Origin of the sequence: Mycoplasma iguanae (assembly GCF_024722375.1) — a bacterium.
GTDB lineage: Bacteria > Bacillota_I > Bacilli_A > Mycoplasmatales > Metamycoplasmataceae > Mycoplasma_M > Mycoplasma_M iguanae.
Genome location: NZ_CP102734.1, coordinates 346,713 through 362,471, shown reverse-complemented (window position 1 = coordinate 362,471; position 15,759 = coordinate 346,713). Strand labels below are relative to the sequence as shown.

Below are 15,759 nucleotides of genomic sequence, written 5' to 3'. Positions count from 1 at the left end.
TTTTTTATAATAAACACAAGTAAATTTAAAATCTTCTTTTTATTCAATTTTTTGTAAATAAATTAGAATTTTTAAGTTTATTTTATTGAGCTTTTTATTATTTAAATATTTTTTATGTTTTATAATTTTAATGCATCTTAATGCAAATTAATCAATAACTTAAGAAAGGATTATATGGATATCTTTAAATCAGAATATGTTTTTAAACCTAAAAATTTAGCTGATAAAAAACATGTTTTAGAATATATAGCTCAAAAAGCTAAAGAACTAAAGATTGCATCAAGTAAAACACAGTTATTAATTGACTTAGAAAAAAGAGAAAAAGAATTTTCTACTGGGTTTGAAAATGGTTTTGCTATACCTCACGCTCAAAGTGATACAGTAAAACATCCCACACTATTTTTTTTAAAATTGGAAAAGGGTTTAGACTGAAATTCACTTGATGGTCAATTAACTCAATTTATTTTTGCAATTTTAATTCCTAAAAATAATGCAAATAATTTGCACTTAGAAACTTTATCTAAAATTTCTGTTGCTTTAATGGATCAAAAATTTACTTCAGAGATAAAAGAAACAAATTCAAAAGTTCAATTATTTAATTTAATTAATAACAAAATTTCTAATGTTTCTAGCAAAAATGATAATTTAGAAAAAGCTTTAGGTAATGAAAAATTGATTTTGGGACTAACAGCTTGCCCAGTGGGAATTGCTCACACTTATTTATCTGCAGAAAAATTAACTTCTGCAATTAAAGAAAAAGGGTTTTCTGCAAAAATTCAAACGAACGGATCTGCAGGTATTCAAAATAATTTAACTAAAGAGGAAATTGATAAAGCTGAAGTTATTATCGTTGCAGCAGATATTGAAGTTCCACTTGATAAATTTGAAGGTAAAAAAGTTTATTTTACTTCTACAAAAAATGCAATTCATCATTCTGAAGAAATTGTGGAAAAAGCTTTGAATGAAGCAAAAGTGTATACTGTGGCAGCACTTAAAGATGAAAGTGTTCAAGATCCAAATAGTTCTAACAAAAAAACAGGAATTATTAAACATATTTTAACAGGAATTTCATACATGATTCCTTATGTTATTTTTGGTGGAATCATGATTGCTCTATCATTGGGAATTGGAAAAATTATTTATGGAAATAATTCTTCCGCTCCAGAAGGCGATTTTCTATGATATTTACTTAAAACAGGAGAAATTGCTTTTGGATTAATGATTGGTGCATTAGGTGCTTTCATTGCTTATGGAATAGCAGGGCGTGCAGGTATTGCACCAGCCTTTATTGTGTCTACAATTGCCAATACGGCCAATATTCTTTATCCGATAGGAGGAATAGTACCAGTAACACCGATGGGATTTATCGGTTCTATTGTATTTGGTATTTTAATTGGTTATACTGTTAAATGGATTAATACATGAAAAGTTGGGCGATCAGTTAGTGCAATTATCCCGATTTTTGTTATACCTTTAGGTGTAACTTTATTCTATGCATTAATTACCATTTTCTTCATCGGTGCTCCAATTTCATGAGTAATGGATAAATTCATAAATGGACTAAAAAGTTCTTTTGAAAATGAAAACTTATTAATAGTTTCTATATTGCTAGGTGCTTTAATTGGCGGTATGGCTGGATTTGATATGGGAGGTCCTATTAATAAGGTTGCTTTTTTAAGTGCAAGTGCCCTAATTAGTCAACAAGTTTATGCTCCTATGGGAATCATGGCAGCAGCCATTCCTGTTGCGCCCTTAGGAATGGGATTTGCAACCTTAGTTTTCAGAAAATATTTTACTTTAACAGAAAAATCTACTGGAATTAGTGCTTTAATTATGGGATTTATTGGAATAAGTGAAGGAGCAATTCCTTTTGCTGTAGCCGACCCTAAAAGAGCTATTATTTCTAACGTTTTAGGTTCTGCAGTAGCGGGAGCTATAGCAGCTGGATTGTCAGTAACTAACCATGCAGCGCATGGTGGACCAATTGTTGCGTTATTAGGAGCTGTTGGTTCAGATAAATTTGGAATCGGACTTGGAATAGCCTTCTTCTTTTTAGCAATAATTATTGGTACAGCTGTAACTACTATAACTTATGGTTTATTAAAAAAGTATTGAAAAGATAATAAAAAAGAAGTAAAATTATCAAAAAGTGAAGGACTATAAAAATGAAAAAAATTAAATTTAAGCTGCAGCCTATTCAACAAAAATTTTTACTACTTATTTTAATTATAGTTTCATTAATATTTTTATTAATTGCAATTGCATTTATTGTTAAAGGTCAAGCCGACTATAATCTATTTATAGAAGCACATAATAATAGCAAAGAAATTGAAACAGGTATCCCTGGATTTACAATTTATGGTTATGTATTTTTGGTTCTAGGATTATTATTAGCTATTGCATCATCCTTTTTAGGTTACTCAATTAAAAAATCAAAATAAATTTATGCAAAATCACAAAATTATTTTTTTTAAACCTTTTTTAAAAGAAACTATTTGAGCTGGAAAAAATTTAAAAGAAGTTTTTAAAACTAAAAATAACATCGGAGAAGCATGACTACTTTCTGCGATCGAAAATAATGAATCTATTTGCATAAGTGATAATTTTAAAAATAAAAATTTAAGAGAAATTTTTCAAAAAAATCCTCATTTATTTAATTTTAAAAAAACATATCCTAATTTATCAAAAATTATTGACACTGATTTTCCGTTGAGTGTTCAAGTTCATCCAGATAATGAATATGCTCAAAAATTTAATTCATTAGGTAAAGAAGAATGCTGATATGTTTTAAGAGTAAATTATGATCATCCTTTTATACTAGGATATAATGCTAAAAACTCGCAAGAAGCAAAAGAATTAATTTTAAATAAAAAGTGAGATCAACTTTTAAAAAAACAAGAAGTTAATCAAGGTGATTTTTTATATGTTCCTGTGGGACAAATTCATGCAATTCCTGCACATGCTACTGTTTTTGAAATGCAACAATCCAGTGATATAACTTATCGATTATATGACTATGATCGATTAGATTTAAATGGTGAAAAAAGACTTTTGCATATTAAAGAATCATTAGATGTTTTGAATGAACCTGAAAATTATTTTATTAAAAAACAACCAAATAATAATTTAGTAAAAAATCATCTTTTTAACTTAAATATAATTAATCATGAAGGTGAAAAAAAATATAATTTTTTAAATGAAAATTGAATTGAATTTTTCGTTTTAGAAGGCGAAGGATCAATTGATGATCAATCATTAAAAAAATATGATAGTTTAATTATAACTTCTAAAAATAATGAATTTATCTTAAAAGGTAATTTAAAAATAATTATCAATATTGTATAAATTTAAAAAATACACTTATTTCGTTTAAGTGTATTTTTTAATAAAAAGCATTTATTCATTAAATTTTTATTTTAAAAATTTGTAGCTTATTTGTTTATAAAGAATAAATAAGTTACAATATTATTTTATGAATAATGTTAAAGAAGAAAGACTTCAAAAAATTTTATCTCAAGCAGGAATTTCTTCCAGAAGAGAAGCTGAAAAAATGATTGAAAAAGGAATAGTAAAAGTTAATAATAGAATTGCAAAGCTTGGTGATAAAGCAACTTTTAATGATTTAATAACTGTTAATAATCAAGCTATTCAAAAAGCAGAAAAAGTTTATTATATTATTAACAAACCTGAAAAAACGATATGTTCTTTAAAAGATCCACAGAATAGAACTCTAATTGTTGATTATATTGATGAACCGAGAATGATTTTCCCAGTAGGAAGATTAGATTACAACACTACAGGAACTCTTTTATTAACAAATGATGGAGAATTAGCAAATCGTTTAACGCATCCTTCCTATGAAATTATTCGTGTTTACCGTGCTCGTTTAAATGAAGTTTTATCAAATGAAGAATTAGCTTTTTTAAACAGTTCAAAAGTTTTTTTAGATAATCATCAAAGTATCCAAACTGTTGAAAAAATTGAAAATAAAACTTATGTAATAAGTTTAAAAGTGGGTAGTTATCATCATGTTAAAAAGCTTTTTGAATTAGTTAACAAAGATGTAAAAAATTTAACCAGAATTGAATTTGCAGGCCTAACTCATGTAGGAAAACTTTCCAGAGGACAATACAGAAAATTAAATGCCAAAGAAATTTATTGATTAAAAAAATTAGTAAAATTGGAGCAATAAAATGTCTAAAAAAGTTATTTTAAATTGAGACCAATACTTTATAACTTTATCAAAAATTAGTGCTTTAAGAAGCAAGGATCCAAATACACAAGTTGGTGCATGTATTGTTAATCAAGAAAAAAGAGTTATTGCTTTAGGCTACAACGGAATGCCATTAGGTAATGATCAAGATTTTCCATGAAATCGCGAAGCAGAAAATGAAAGTGACACTAAATATCCTTATGTTGTACATGCAGAAATAAACGCAATCTTAAACACTACACAGCAAATTAAAAATGCTGTTATTTATACATCTTTATTCCCTTGTTCAAACTGTGCAAAAATAATTATTCAATCAGGAATTAAAGAAGTTGTTTATCAAGATGATTTTTATGCAGAAACAGAAGATAACAAAATCAGTAAATATCTTTTTAATAAATCTAATATTAAAATGAGGCAAGTAAAAGCTTCTAAAGTTCAAATAGAAATTTAATTTCTGATTAAAAACAGTAAAAAAATGATTTTATATCCTAAAATCATTTTTTTATTTAAATTAAAAAGTTATATAATTTAAGTATAAGAACTTAAATTTAAGGAGGCCTTATATGTATCAATACAAAGCTATGTTAAAATCAACTAAAGAAGTAATAGCTGAAGGTCATTCAGTCGAAGAAATCGAGAAAAAAATCGTTCGATTTAAACGTGGTCGCAAATATCAAGAACACACAAGAGATAACGAACAAATCGAAATTATTCATTTCAAAAGAAATAAAACAGATGGTATTCACCAAAGTAAACAAGAACTTGTTAAAATTGTTTAATTTCTTATATTTAATATAAATAATCTAAAAAAACCAATAAATTAGAACTTAATTTATAAAACTAGCATGGCATTTGCTAGTTTTTTTATTATTCAGGTTTCATTTTACTACGATTATATTTATAATCATCAATGTGGCGAGCTCAATCAACTCTGAAGTAAACTGATTCATAAATAATTAATTTTACAAAATCACCTAAAAAGAATAAAAAATAAGCTTGATATAAAGGTATATTTGTTGCTGGAACTATTAATAAACAGACAATTGCAGCTCAACAAATAACAATAATTTCACAGATTATTTCCATTGTTGAAGATAAATTAGCTTTTCCTCCAGAAGAAATTAGACGTGAGGAAGTTACAAATCACATTCAAAAAGGATTTAAAATAACAATAGTTACTAAAGTCATCTGTAATTCAAACCTATAAAATGCTTTAGCTTTTAGTTGTTCTGTGATTTTTAAATGTTCACCAACAGCCTGATCAATTCCTGAAATATGAGGGATGATAAAAATAAGGATTATTAATAGTAATGAAAATAAAAAAGCAACCATTGTGTGAAATCCTTTTAATTCATTTGCATTCTTTTTAGCTTGATCAAATTCTCTTTTACCTAATAGTTGACCAACAAAAAGAGTAACATTAGAACCAATAGCAAAAAAAGTTGTAGTAAATATTTCACTAATTGAGCTTGTTAAACCTAAAACTAACGCAGCACTTAAGGCTCATTGAGGATCACCCATAGATCCTTGTGGATAAGCTGTATTAAAAAATTTAGCTCTAAAAATAATCATAATAGTTAAAGATGAAACCATTAGTGATGCATATGATCTTTTTAAGAAGTGTTTTCAAATTTTTCTACTAATTTTGTACGATGTCAAAGGATTAATTAAAAAATTAGGGATTCTTTTATAAACAAAGTAAGTATCACCAAAAACAGCAACTATTCGAGCAGCAATTGAAGCATATGCAGCGCCTTCAACTCCCATGTTTAAAACACGCATTAATATGATATTTAAAAATATGTTAGTTAATAATGAAACTATTGAAGAGTACATTCCTCATTTCCCATTACCTGTTTCATTTAAAAGTGAACTCAATGGTGAAGTTCACGAAAGAATAATTCATGCAATTGTAATTAATCTTAAATATTTAACAGAATTGTCAATAGTTTGTTTGAACTCATTTTGAATTTGTTCTAAAGCAATTCCTGTTAAATTTCCTGTCTCAGGTTCAGCGGCAAAAAGCATTACTAGTTGTCTAGACATAAAAATACCAAAAAAAACAAAAATTAAAGTGGAAGCGAAACTAATTAAAAATCTTAAACGGACGATTTCTTTAACTCGATTAATTTTATTGGCTCCAATATATTGACCTGTAATTACATAACCAACAAAATTAATTCCTCCAACTATTCCAGCTATGATACCACTCCATGCATTTGCATAAGATAAAGAAGTCACACCATTTGCTATGTGTGTGACCATAAAATTATCTACAAAGCCATTTAATGAAAAAAGCAACGCAGAAAAAATGACAGGAAGAGAATATTTCATATAAATTAGTCATTTTTGTTTATTTTCAGGAAAAAATTTTTTTACTGTACTTAATGTTTTGAGTTTAGTCATTAAAAATTAATTTTACCATATAGCAAAATTAGTCAACTATTTGCCATTATTTTAACTTAACTTAGAAATGTTTTTCAACCTTTATATGCATTAAAAATAATAAAATGCTTAAAAATTTAATAATTTTTTGATTTTATTTTTTAGTTTATAATTGTAAAGAATTTTATTTTTTTTGATTAAAGATTTAAGAATATAAGTTTTTTTATATCTATAATCCATAATTACTAAAATATTTAGATAGGAATTTTAATATGCTACGTTTATTAAAAGAAGTCTTTAAATCTCTTTCGAAGAATAAAGTTGTTATGATTGGATTAGCAATTTTAACTTTTCTTTCGTCAGGTATTTTTACCCTTTTATCTACAGTTAATCAAAACTACAGTACACAATATGAGAATTATAAAAATGTGTCTGTTTTACAAGATGCAACTGTTGATTTAAGTTTAAATTTTTTAGGTAAAGCTAACAATAATGGATACGATATTCAAGATGAAGAAGATTTAGCAAAAAGAACATATTATCCGGCTAATGATGCAACAAAAATAGTTCAAAAATTTCTTATTCCTCAATCAAAAGAATATGTTTCTTTATTTGAATTGGGAATTTTTAATTCAACTAGTGCTAATACATTTATTAAATCTGCAGATTTATTAAATGAGTATAATCGTTTTTTAAGATTAGGAATTGCAAGTTCTACATCTACTGTTTTTGACTTAGAAAATAATTTTTTTATACCTCGTGTTTTGGAAGGTATTAGTTTTCCTATTTATACTAAAAATATTTCAGGTCAATATGCACCAATTAAACAAAATTATATTTTTATAAGAAATGAAACAGTAACTTTAGATCGAGCATACTCTTTAAAAGAAATTGCTAATATTAATCGTGGTGATCAAAGATTAGGATCACAAATTACAGATGATTATTTAACTAATATTTCATCTTTATTTATAAATGTTAAAACTAAAGAAGCCACTTTTGATGTTACAAAAAGTGAATATTGAGCTGCTAATGGTCTTTTATTAACTTTAGATTCTAAAAAAGTTGCTCAGTTTTTAAATGTTGAAGAAAATAAAGAAATTCCAGGAAGATTTTATTTTAAAAATGAAAAAGCAGTAGATAATAAACTTTTTGTTATTTCTACAAATACTGCAACAGATCCCAATTCTATTTGAAGTTTAAGTTCATATAATAAAATTATTTTTAATGAAAATGCCCAAACAATTAGTTCATCAATTTCAAATATTGATTTTGGTTCAATCATCAATAAAGAAGCAGATTCACAATTTACATTCCAGAGAAATATCAGATATTTATTTCCAGAATCTTGATCAATCAGAGAAACAGTTTCTACATATTATGTAAGAACAGAATATAAATTAAATTTTGATGCTGATCAAAATAACTGAACAGGAGCTTTCAAACAATATATTGAAAATTTACAGAAAGATAATCCTGCAGAATTTAAAAAAATCCAAAATATTTCATTTTGAGAAAAAATTGAAGAATCAAAAAATAATAGAAATTTTACAACTAAAACAAGACGTATTTTAACTATCGAAGATTTAAAAGAACCTATTGCTTTAGAAAATGGAAATCAAACATCTATTGCACTTGTAGAAAATATTAGTAATAATCCTTTTGAACAGCAAGAAAGATTAAAAGACATAAGTAACCCCAACATTAAAGATGATACATTTTTAAAAATTCGTGCCGCAGCTGCAGAAATTGCTAAAGATGAAGTTGTTAATGAAATATTAAAACCAAAATATGGTGTAGAAAATATTGGTATTCGTCAAACCTTAACTGCTCAATCAATTGATCGTGAAACAGGAAAATCACAAATTTTTCATTTTATTAATGCTGGTGATGAAAAACAACAAATTAATGGTGTTGAACAAAAAGTTGGTAAATTATTCGAAGAAACAAATAATAAAACTGCAAATTCTAGGTTATTTATTGAAAATAATGACATTAATTTCAATATTATAGAGCCAATTTATGTTTCGAAAATTATTGAAATGTTTTCAAGAGGATTTATTTCTGATGAAAATTACTTAAAAGCTAATATAAGATATGTTGATTACACATATTACACCAGCCAAACAAAAATTCCCCAAACCATTAAAAATTCGCAAATTGTTGTTTTAAAATCTATTATTTCACAATTTAATAATTTTGCAGTTACAGGGAAAGAAAATAAATTTAGACTTTTAAAAAGACCAGATAATTCAGTTATTGATAATTGAGAATTTTATGATTTAAATGGTAAGGAATGAATAACTTTAGAAGAATTAAATGATTGAATAATTAAAAATAACATTACTTTGGATGGCAAAATTCAAGAAAGTTGATTAGAACAAGATTCAAATAATCAAAATATCTTTTATTTACCTCTAGAGTATTATCTTCCTAAAGCTTCAATTATTCGTGATGTTGAAGAAAATAACTCTTTAGAAGAATTATTTAAAAATGTAAAAAATTTCTTTGTAAATTCATCAATTGTTAAAGAAAATTTTTTCTCAGAAGAAGACATTACAAAATTACTAGATTCTATTAGAATTGCAATGGAAAATAATAATTTTCAGGCAGTTTTCAATCAAGGTAAATTTATTCCTTCAACAATTCAAAAAATTATTTTTGAAGGCTTAAATTTAGCTAATATTGAATATGGGCAAGATTTTGTGAAAAATATTTTTACAAAATTATTAGCTAATATTAAAAAGAAAATCGAATATGACGAAGAAAATAATCTAAGAACAGAAGATGAAAAAAAAGCTTATTTTTCTGAACAATTAAGAACAGTTTTCAAATTAATTAAAAATATTTTTAATTTTGATTTAGCAAATATTTTAGGTGAGACTTTTTCAAGTGATAATTTAGTAGAATATTTTAGTAACCCAGGGAAAACCCTTGATGGATTAATTGAAATATTAGAATCATTCAATGCATTTAATTTCTTTAAAAATATTAATGATTGATATCAAACTAAGTGAAATTTACAAGACGAAAAAGGAAATTACTATTATATTTCAACTTCTGATATCTTAATTCAGTTTTTTAACAGTATTAACTATGACACTTTTAAAAACGGAATAAAAACTATCATTGATTCAATTGACTTTAATGCAATGTTAAATCCTGCAAATCCTGTTTCTTTATATAATTCGTTAAGTGAAGGCCAAAGTGAAGCTATTAAACAAAATCTAAAAGATTTTTTCAGAAAATTAAATAGCCCAAATAACTCAGTTCCTTATTCTAACATTCCTGAGGGATTAAAAAAAATAGTTGACTTGTTAGATTTTAATTATTTCGCTAAAAATCTGCAAAATAGTGTTGAATCATACCAATTTGAAAATTTAAAAACATTTGAATCAGGACTAACAAAAAGTGTTACTTTTACAGCAAATTTAATTAAAGAAAGTAAATATTTAGCTATTTTAATTAAAGCTGTTACAGGTGGTGATAACCCTGAAAGATTAAACGAAATTAAAGAAACATTAATTACTACATTTAATTTATCTGGAAAAGTTATTAACAACTTTATTCTTATTTCTCCTGCAAATGATAATGAAAAAATCGATATTAACGCTTTAAATCTATTCAATTCTTTATCTAAAGGTCATCCGGTTCATTTTATGTTACGTTTTGCATCTTTAAAACAAAGATTTGAAGATGAAGAAATTTTAACTATAGAAGATTTAGAATTTATTAAAAGTTATTTACCATCAATTACTAATGAAGAATTAAATAACAGGACATATATTCAAGATTTTATTAATAATTTTGAAACACTATATCAGAAAATTAATCCCTTTGCATATTTAAATAATTTAAATCCAGATCCTTCACAATGAACACTTTCATTAAACATTAACGAAGGCAGAAATAAAACAATAGGAGATCTATTATTAGAATTTAATAATAGATCAATTGGTAATGGTGAAAATTCCATTTTAAATATTGTTAAGAAAGTTTCTAGTTCATTATTGCAAAATAGTAATTCGGTTGATAAACCCACTTCAGAAGCAATCGGAATATACGCTATTTTATGAAAAATGGCATATGAAAATAGACATTTATCAAGACAAAGATTGAATATCATATTTAATGAATTGTTGAATTTAGTCAATGATAATACTGAAATATTTAACATTTTGAATAACAAAAATTTGCTAACCAAAATGTATACTCAAAATCTATTAGATAATTCATCAATTGAAGATTTACAGGTTACAGTTGGTCAAGTATTTGCAAAGGAAACAGCTGAAAAAGTTTGGGAAGCACAAATTATTAATAATGAACAACAATTTAAGTTAGCCCAAATAAATGCATTATTTAATAATAATGCATTAGATGATAATATTAAGACATGAATAATTAATAATAAAGAAGAATTAACTTATTTATTATCTTTAATTGCATCTGGTGTAAAAAATAATAATGGATTTAGAGAAACCACTAAAGCAGTATGAGAACTTGCATTTACAACAAATGCACAAACATCTTTTAATGATAAAGAGTTAGAAATTCTTTATAACATGGCCAAATCTGCTGCCAGTTCAACTACATTCTTAGAAATTTTAGGATTGCCCAAAATTTTAGCTTCAACTTATTTAACAGGAGCTTTCCCCGAAGTTGCTTTATGAATAACAACAAACCCTAATAATAAAACTATTGAAGGTTCAGGTAATTTAGCTTATATCATCAGAGATAGAATATACAATTTCTCTAAAATTCCTTTAAATGATATTGTCGATATTTTAGAAAAAAATGATAATCGCCAATATTTTGATAAAGTTAATCAATTCAATGATAATGAAGAACAAGATTTAGTGTTCAATGTAAGTTGATTAAAGTGAATTGAAAATCTTTACTTAAAAAATGAAGATAATTCTAATGTTACAGTATTTGATTTAGATTTAAATGCACTTATTTTTGGTGGTATTTATTCAATCTTAACTAAAGCTTATCAAACAAGATTAGTAGTCATTAACGATAATCGTGCTTATGTAGCAAAAATTTCTGAAGCCTATGCAACACAAAATGGTAAAGAAATTTACACAGGAGAAATTCCATCACATTCAATTGCTACAGAAAATTTAATTGAAACATTAGATGAAAAATATGTTTTAAATGTTGCAGGAGTAAAATATTTAATTGTTGGATTTGACTCTGTAATCGATTATATTTATCCTGTTATTGATGAAATTAATATACAAGTAAATACAGCTGATCAAGCAATGGTTTTTGTTAACAAACAAGGGTTTGACAGAATAAAATCATCATTTAGATCTAGTGCAGTCAAAGAATATGCGCTTGTAAAAATGCAAGATTCTGAAAAATCAGAACAATTTGTTGATGAAATAAATGAATATATTTCAGAAAATTTTTCATCAACTCAAGTGAAAAAAGCCTTTACAGTTAATCAACTAGATCCGCTTAATCCAGAAAGATCACTACGTGTTTCTGTAATGGATGGATTTATTTATTCGATTAATAAATTCAACTTCTGAATTGTATTATTGCTAGCGATTTTAGTTTCATTAACTTTATTATTTGTTATTCAAAGATACATTTCTACAAGAAACAAAGTTTTAGGCATTTTAAGAGCACAGGGTTATAAATCATCAGAAATTGCTTTATCATTTACAATCTTTTCTATCATCCCAACTATAATAGGTTCCTCAATTGGATATATTTCTGGTATTTTAGTTCAAAGCTTTTTAATAAATGCATTTAGCACGTACTGAACTTTACCGATCAGTCCTTCTCCTTTTGTTTGATGGGTAATGTTATTAACAATTTTGGTTCCTTTTATATTAATGTCTCTAGTTATTATTGGAACCACATTATTTGCACTACGTCAAAAACCAATTAATTTAATGTCTGGTATTGTTGATGTTAATGTCGGGAATATTTCTAGAGCTATGGCTCGTCCATTCAAAAAAAGTGGAATTAAAACTAAATTTATTGCTGCTTTAGGAATTAACTCATTCTGAAAATTATTTTCATTGTTAATTTCAACAACTTTAACATCATTTGCAATGATTTTTAGTACTTCATCAAATGGTGTATTAGAAAGAGCAGTGAATAAAACTTATGCTCATAGAAACTATAAATATAAAATGAATTTATATTCACCAACCAAAGAAGGTGGTGCTTATTCAATTTATAATAAAGCTGATTTAGTAGATAGTTTGTATGTTCCTTTAGGTGAAACGTTTGAATCTCAGACATACAGATATAATTACTTTAAACCAGGTGCTGCAATTGTACAAACTGCAAATGTGCCAAAAACATTAGCAAATGGAACACTAAATCCAGTAGTAATTACAAAACCTTCATTAAGTATTTTGATTAATAAAGGTGGAATTTCAGTAGATCCATGAGAACTTGTTTTAAATTCAATGCCTGATTCTCAAAAAGCACGGGTTTTAGAAAAGGCTAATGAGTTAACAAATTTAATTGAGAAAACTCAAAATATTAAAATTGAAAATGGTCAAGAATTCGTTGAAGACAATGGTAAAAAAATTGATTATTTTAAATTTGAAGAAGCAAATGATCGTTTTGTCTACATGAGATATGATTTACAAACTGATCAATATGCAAGAGAATTAATTACTACTTCAAATCACCGTGATGAATACAGAAAATTTATAATTGATGCATATAATAAAATTGAAAAAAATGATTTTTATATTTCTTTTGGTGGATTACTATTTAATAGTGAAACAAATGAAAAATATTCATATGCTTCAGGTGATTTAAATAATCAAAAGATTATTATTAATGGATATAGCAAAGAAAGTAAATTTGTCAGCTTATATGATGAATCAGATAATAATTTATCTCATATATTAAATTCATATGAAATCAATGATGATGTTTATCCATTAATTATTAATAGTGTTGCTGCTAAACGTCATAATTTAGGTAAAGATTCAATTGTTAAATTTAAAGTTACAAATAATGTAAATCGTTTCATTGATCAATTTACAAGTCCTAAAAAAGAATATTGAGTAACCTTTAAAGTTCTAGCAATTAATGCATCCTACCTAAATGAGGAATTTAGTTCAACTCAAGAAGTAATTAATAAAATTACAGGTCTAAATGAATTTGCAACCAGCCAACAATTTAATGGTATTCTTTCAAATGATATAGTTCCTACTCAATTGCTAGATAGTATTGGAATTTATTCACCTTCCGGGAACTGAATGGTAAGTGAAACTTTTGATTCATCACTAAATACGGCAGCACAAAATCTTCAATACTTCAAAGAGATTTACGGTGAAAATGGCTTATTAATGCAAAGTGGTTTAACCATCGATCAAATTAAATCATTTATAGGTGAGCAATCACAAAACATTGATTTAAGTTCAGAGACAATGCAAGATCCTAATTACGCAATTAATAATGCCACAATCATTAGAAATGCTTTAGATAAATTCATGGAAGTTTATGGAACTAACAACTATGTTCCTATTTCTACTGACATCGCTTCAAAAGATATTGAAATTGGATTTATTCAAAATATTTCCACAACAATTAACTCAATATCTACTGCATTGATTATTATCTTCTTTATAATTTCGATTGTAATTCTAATTTTAGTTTCATCAATTATCATCGCCGAAAATGAACGTAATATTGCAATTTTTGCAATTTTAGGTTATACAACTAGAGAAAAAATTATTTTATTCTTTACCATTTATGTACCCGTTATTATTGTTGCAACGATAATTGCAATACCAATTGTTATTGGATTTATTGCATTATTTAATAGCTTCTTAATATCATCATCTGCAATTGTAATTCCTCTAGTTGTAAAATGATGACATGTGCTTATTTCAATTGCTACAACATTTACATTATTTACATTAACTTCGGTATTTTCATGAATTTCACTAAATAAAATTAAAGCAGTTCATTTACTAAAAGGAAAATAATATGTTTAAAAAACTTTCTAATAAAAACAAGCAACCAGAAAATCATCAAACTCAACAAGTAATTAGTTCTAATGCTAAAGAAATGACTAAAAAAGAACTTCGTGAAATTAGAAAAAAAGATAAAAGCTATATTAAAAATAAAGAAGTTTGTAGTTTGAAAAATAGTCCAGGCAATATCATTGAAGTGCGCGATGTTAAAAAATATTATCTTTCTGGATCAGTTTCAACTTTAGTTCTAAAAGAAATTAATCTTGAAATTAAAGAAGGTGAATTAGCTATTTTATATGGTAAATCAGGTAGTGGTAAATCTACCCTTTTAAACTTGATTTCAGGTCTTGATCGTGTTTCTAAAGGACATATTATTGTAGCTAATAATAATTTAAGCTGTCTTTCTGATAGTAAATTAACTTTATTTAGAAGAAAACATGTAAGTTTTATTTTCCAAAGTTACAATTTGTTACAAAATTTAACAGGTTATGACAATGTTTTAACAGGTTCATATCTTCAAAAAGATAAATCAAAAATTTTGGATATTGATCAACTATTTAAAGATTTTGAAATTGAAGCCATTAAAGATAAATATCCTTCGCAAATGTCTGGAGGACAACAACAAAGAATTTCTATTTTGCGTGCTTTAATTAAAAATTCAGATATCATTTTTGCCGATGAGCCCACAGGTGCTTTAGATGAAGCTACATCAAAAATTGTTTTAAAATTATTACAAGAAATTAATCGTAAATATAAAACTACAGTTGTTATGGTGTCACATGATCCCCATATTGCTCAAATTGCTGATAAAGTAATTTACATTGAAAATGGTCATATTAAAAAAGTAGAAATTAATAAAAATCCACTTCAGCTTTAAAATAAAAACAAAATAGTAAAAATCTATTTTGTTTTTATATACTTCTAATAAATGAAGTAAGTAGGTAAGACAGTAGATGCACCAGATCTAACATTTGATCTAGTTTCATTTGTGTTGCTTTTGTCTCATTTTTGTACAGTACCATCTTTTGATTTAATCTCACCTGAATCACTACTCATGATACGAAAAGATCCTGCTAAACTAGAAATTGCTGAAACAATTACTGGCAAAGCTGAAATTATTGATGCAAAAATAAGACCAAAACCTGCTGCTGCAATTTCCTGTTTTGCAACTTTATCTAACTTAGTAAAATTTTTGAGTTCCAT

10 protein-coding genes are annotated in these 15,759 nt (G+C 26.0%); 8 read left to right on the top strand and 2 right to left on the bottom strand.

All coding sequences use genetic code 4. The annotated features are described in order from the left end of the window. Positions 1–174: 174 nt before the first annotated feature. The 6 genes from NV226_RS01730 to NV226_RS01705 all read left to right on the top strand — a co-directional run bounded on the left by NV226_RS01730 (position 175) and on the right by NV226_RS01705 (position 4,992). Positions 175–2,163, top strand: coding sequence for a PTS fructose transporter subunit IIABC (locus NV226_RS01730; protein ID WP_258210610.1), 1,989 nt, complete (start codon positions 175–177; stop codon positions 2,161–2,163). A gap of 2 nt (positions 2,164–2,165) precedes the next feature. Then, positions 2,166–2,441 (top strand): hypothetical protein, encoded by a 276-nt coding sequence (locus tag NV226_RS01725; RefSeq protein WP_258210609.1) that lies wholly within the window; start codon positions 2,166–2,168, stop codon positions 2,439–2,441. Between the two features lie 4 nt (positions 2,442–2,445). Continuing rightward, positions 2,446–3,345, top strand: coding sequence for a type I phosphomannose isomerase catalytic subunit (locus tag NV226_RS01720; protein WP_258210608.1), 900 nt, complete (start codon positions 2,446–2,448; stop codon positions 3,343–3,345). 127 nt (positions 3,346–3,472) lie between these two features. Then, a complete protein-coding gene (locus tag NV226_RS01715) occupies positions 3,473–4,192 on the top strand; it encodes a pseudouridine synthase (protein ID WP_258210607.1) in 720 nt (239 codons plus the stop codon). Position 4,193: 1 nt separating this feature from the next. Next, positions 4,194–4,664, top strand: coding sequence for a deoxycytidylate deaminase (locus tag NV226_RS01710; RefSeq protein WP_258210606.1), 471 nt, complete (start codon positions 4,194–4,196; stop codon positions 4,662–4,664). A gap of 112 nt (positions 4,665–4,776) precedes the next feature. Further along, positions 4,777–4,992, top strand: coding sequence for an MAG6790 family protein (locus NV226_RS01705; RefSeq protein WP_258210605.1), 216 nt, complete (start codon positions 4,777–4,779; stop codon positions 4,990–4,992). An 88-nt stretch (positions 4,993–5,080) separates the two neighbouring features. Here NV226_RS01705 and NV226_RS01700 read toward each other — a convergent pair whose 3' ends face one another. Continuing rightward, positions 5,081–6,619 carry an MATE family efflux transporter gene (locus NV226_RS01700; RefSeq protein ID WP_258210604.1) on the bottom strand — a complete coding sequence of 513 codons (1,539 nt, stop codon included), beginning with the start codon at positions 6,617–6,619 and terminating at the stop codon, positions 5,081–5,083. Between the two features lie 251 nt (positions 6,620–6,870). Between NV226_RS01700 and NV226_RS01695 the strand changes: the two genes are divergently transcribed. Continuing rightward, complete coding sequence (locus tag NV226_RS01695) at positions 6,871–14,568, top strand: ABC transporter permease (RefSeq protein WP_258210603.1); 7,698 nt, start codon at positions 6,871–6,873, stop codon at positions 14,566–14,568. A 1-nt stretch (position 14,569) separates the two neighbouring features. Beyond that, on the top strand, positions 14,570–15,433 hold the full coding sequence (locus NV226_RS01690; protein WP_258210602.1) for an ABC transporter ATP-binding protein: 864 nt from the start codon (positions 14,570–14,572) through the stop codon (positions 15,431–15,433). A 44-nt stretch (positions 15,434–15,477) separates the two neighbouring features. Here NV226_RS01690 and NV226_RS01685 read toward each other — a convergent pair whose 3' ends face one another. Continuing rightward, entirely contained in the window at positions 15,478–15,759 is a 282-nt protein-coding gene (locus NV226_RS01685; RefSeq protein WP_258210601.1) for a hypothetical protein, read from the bottom strand.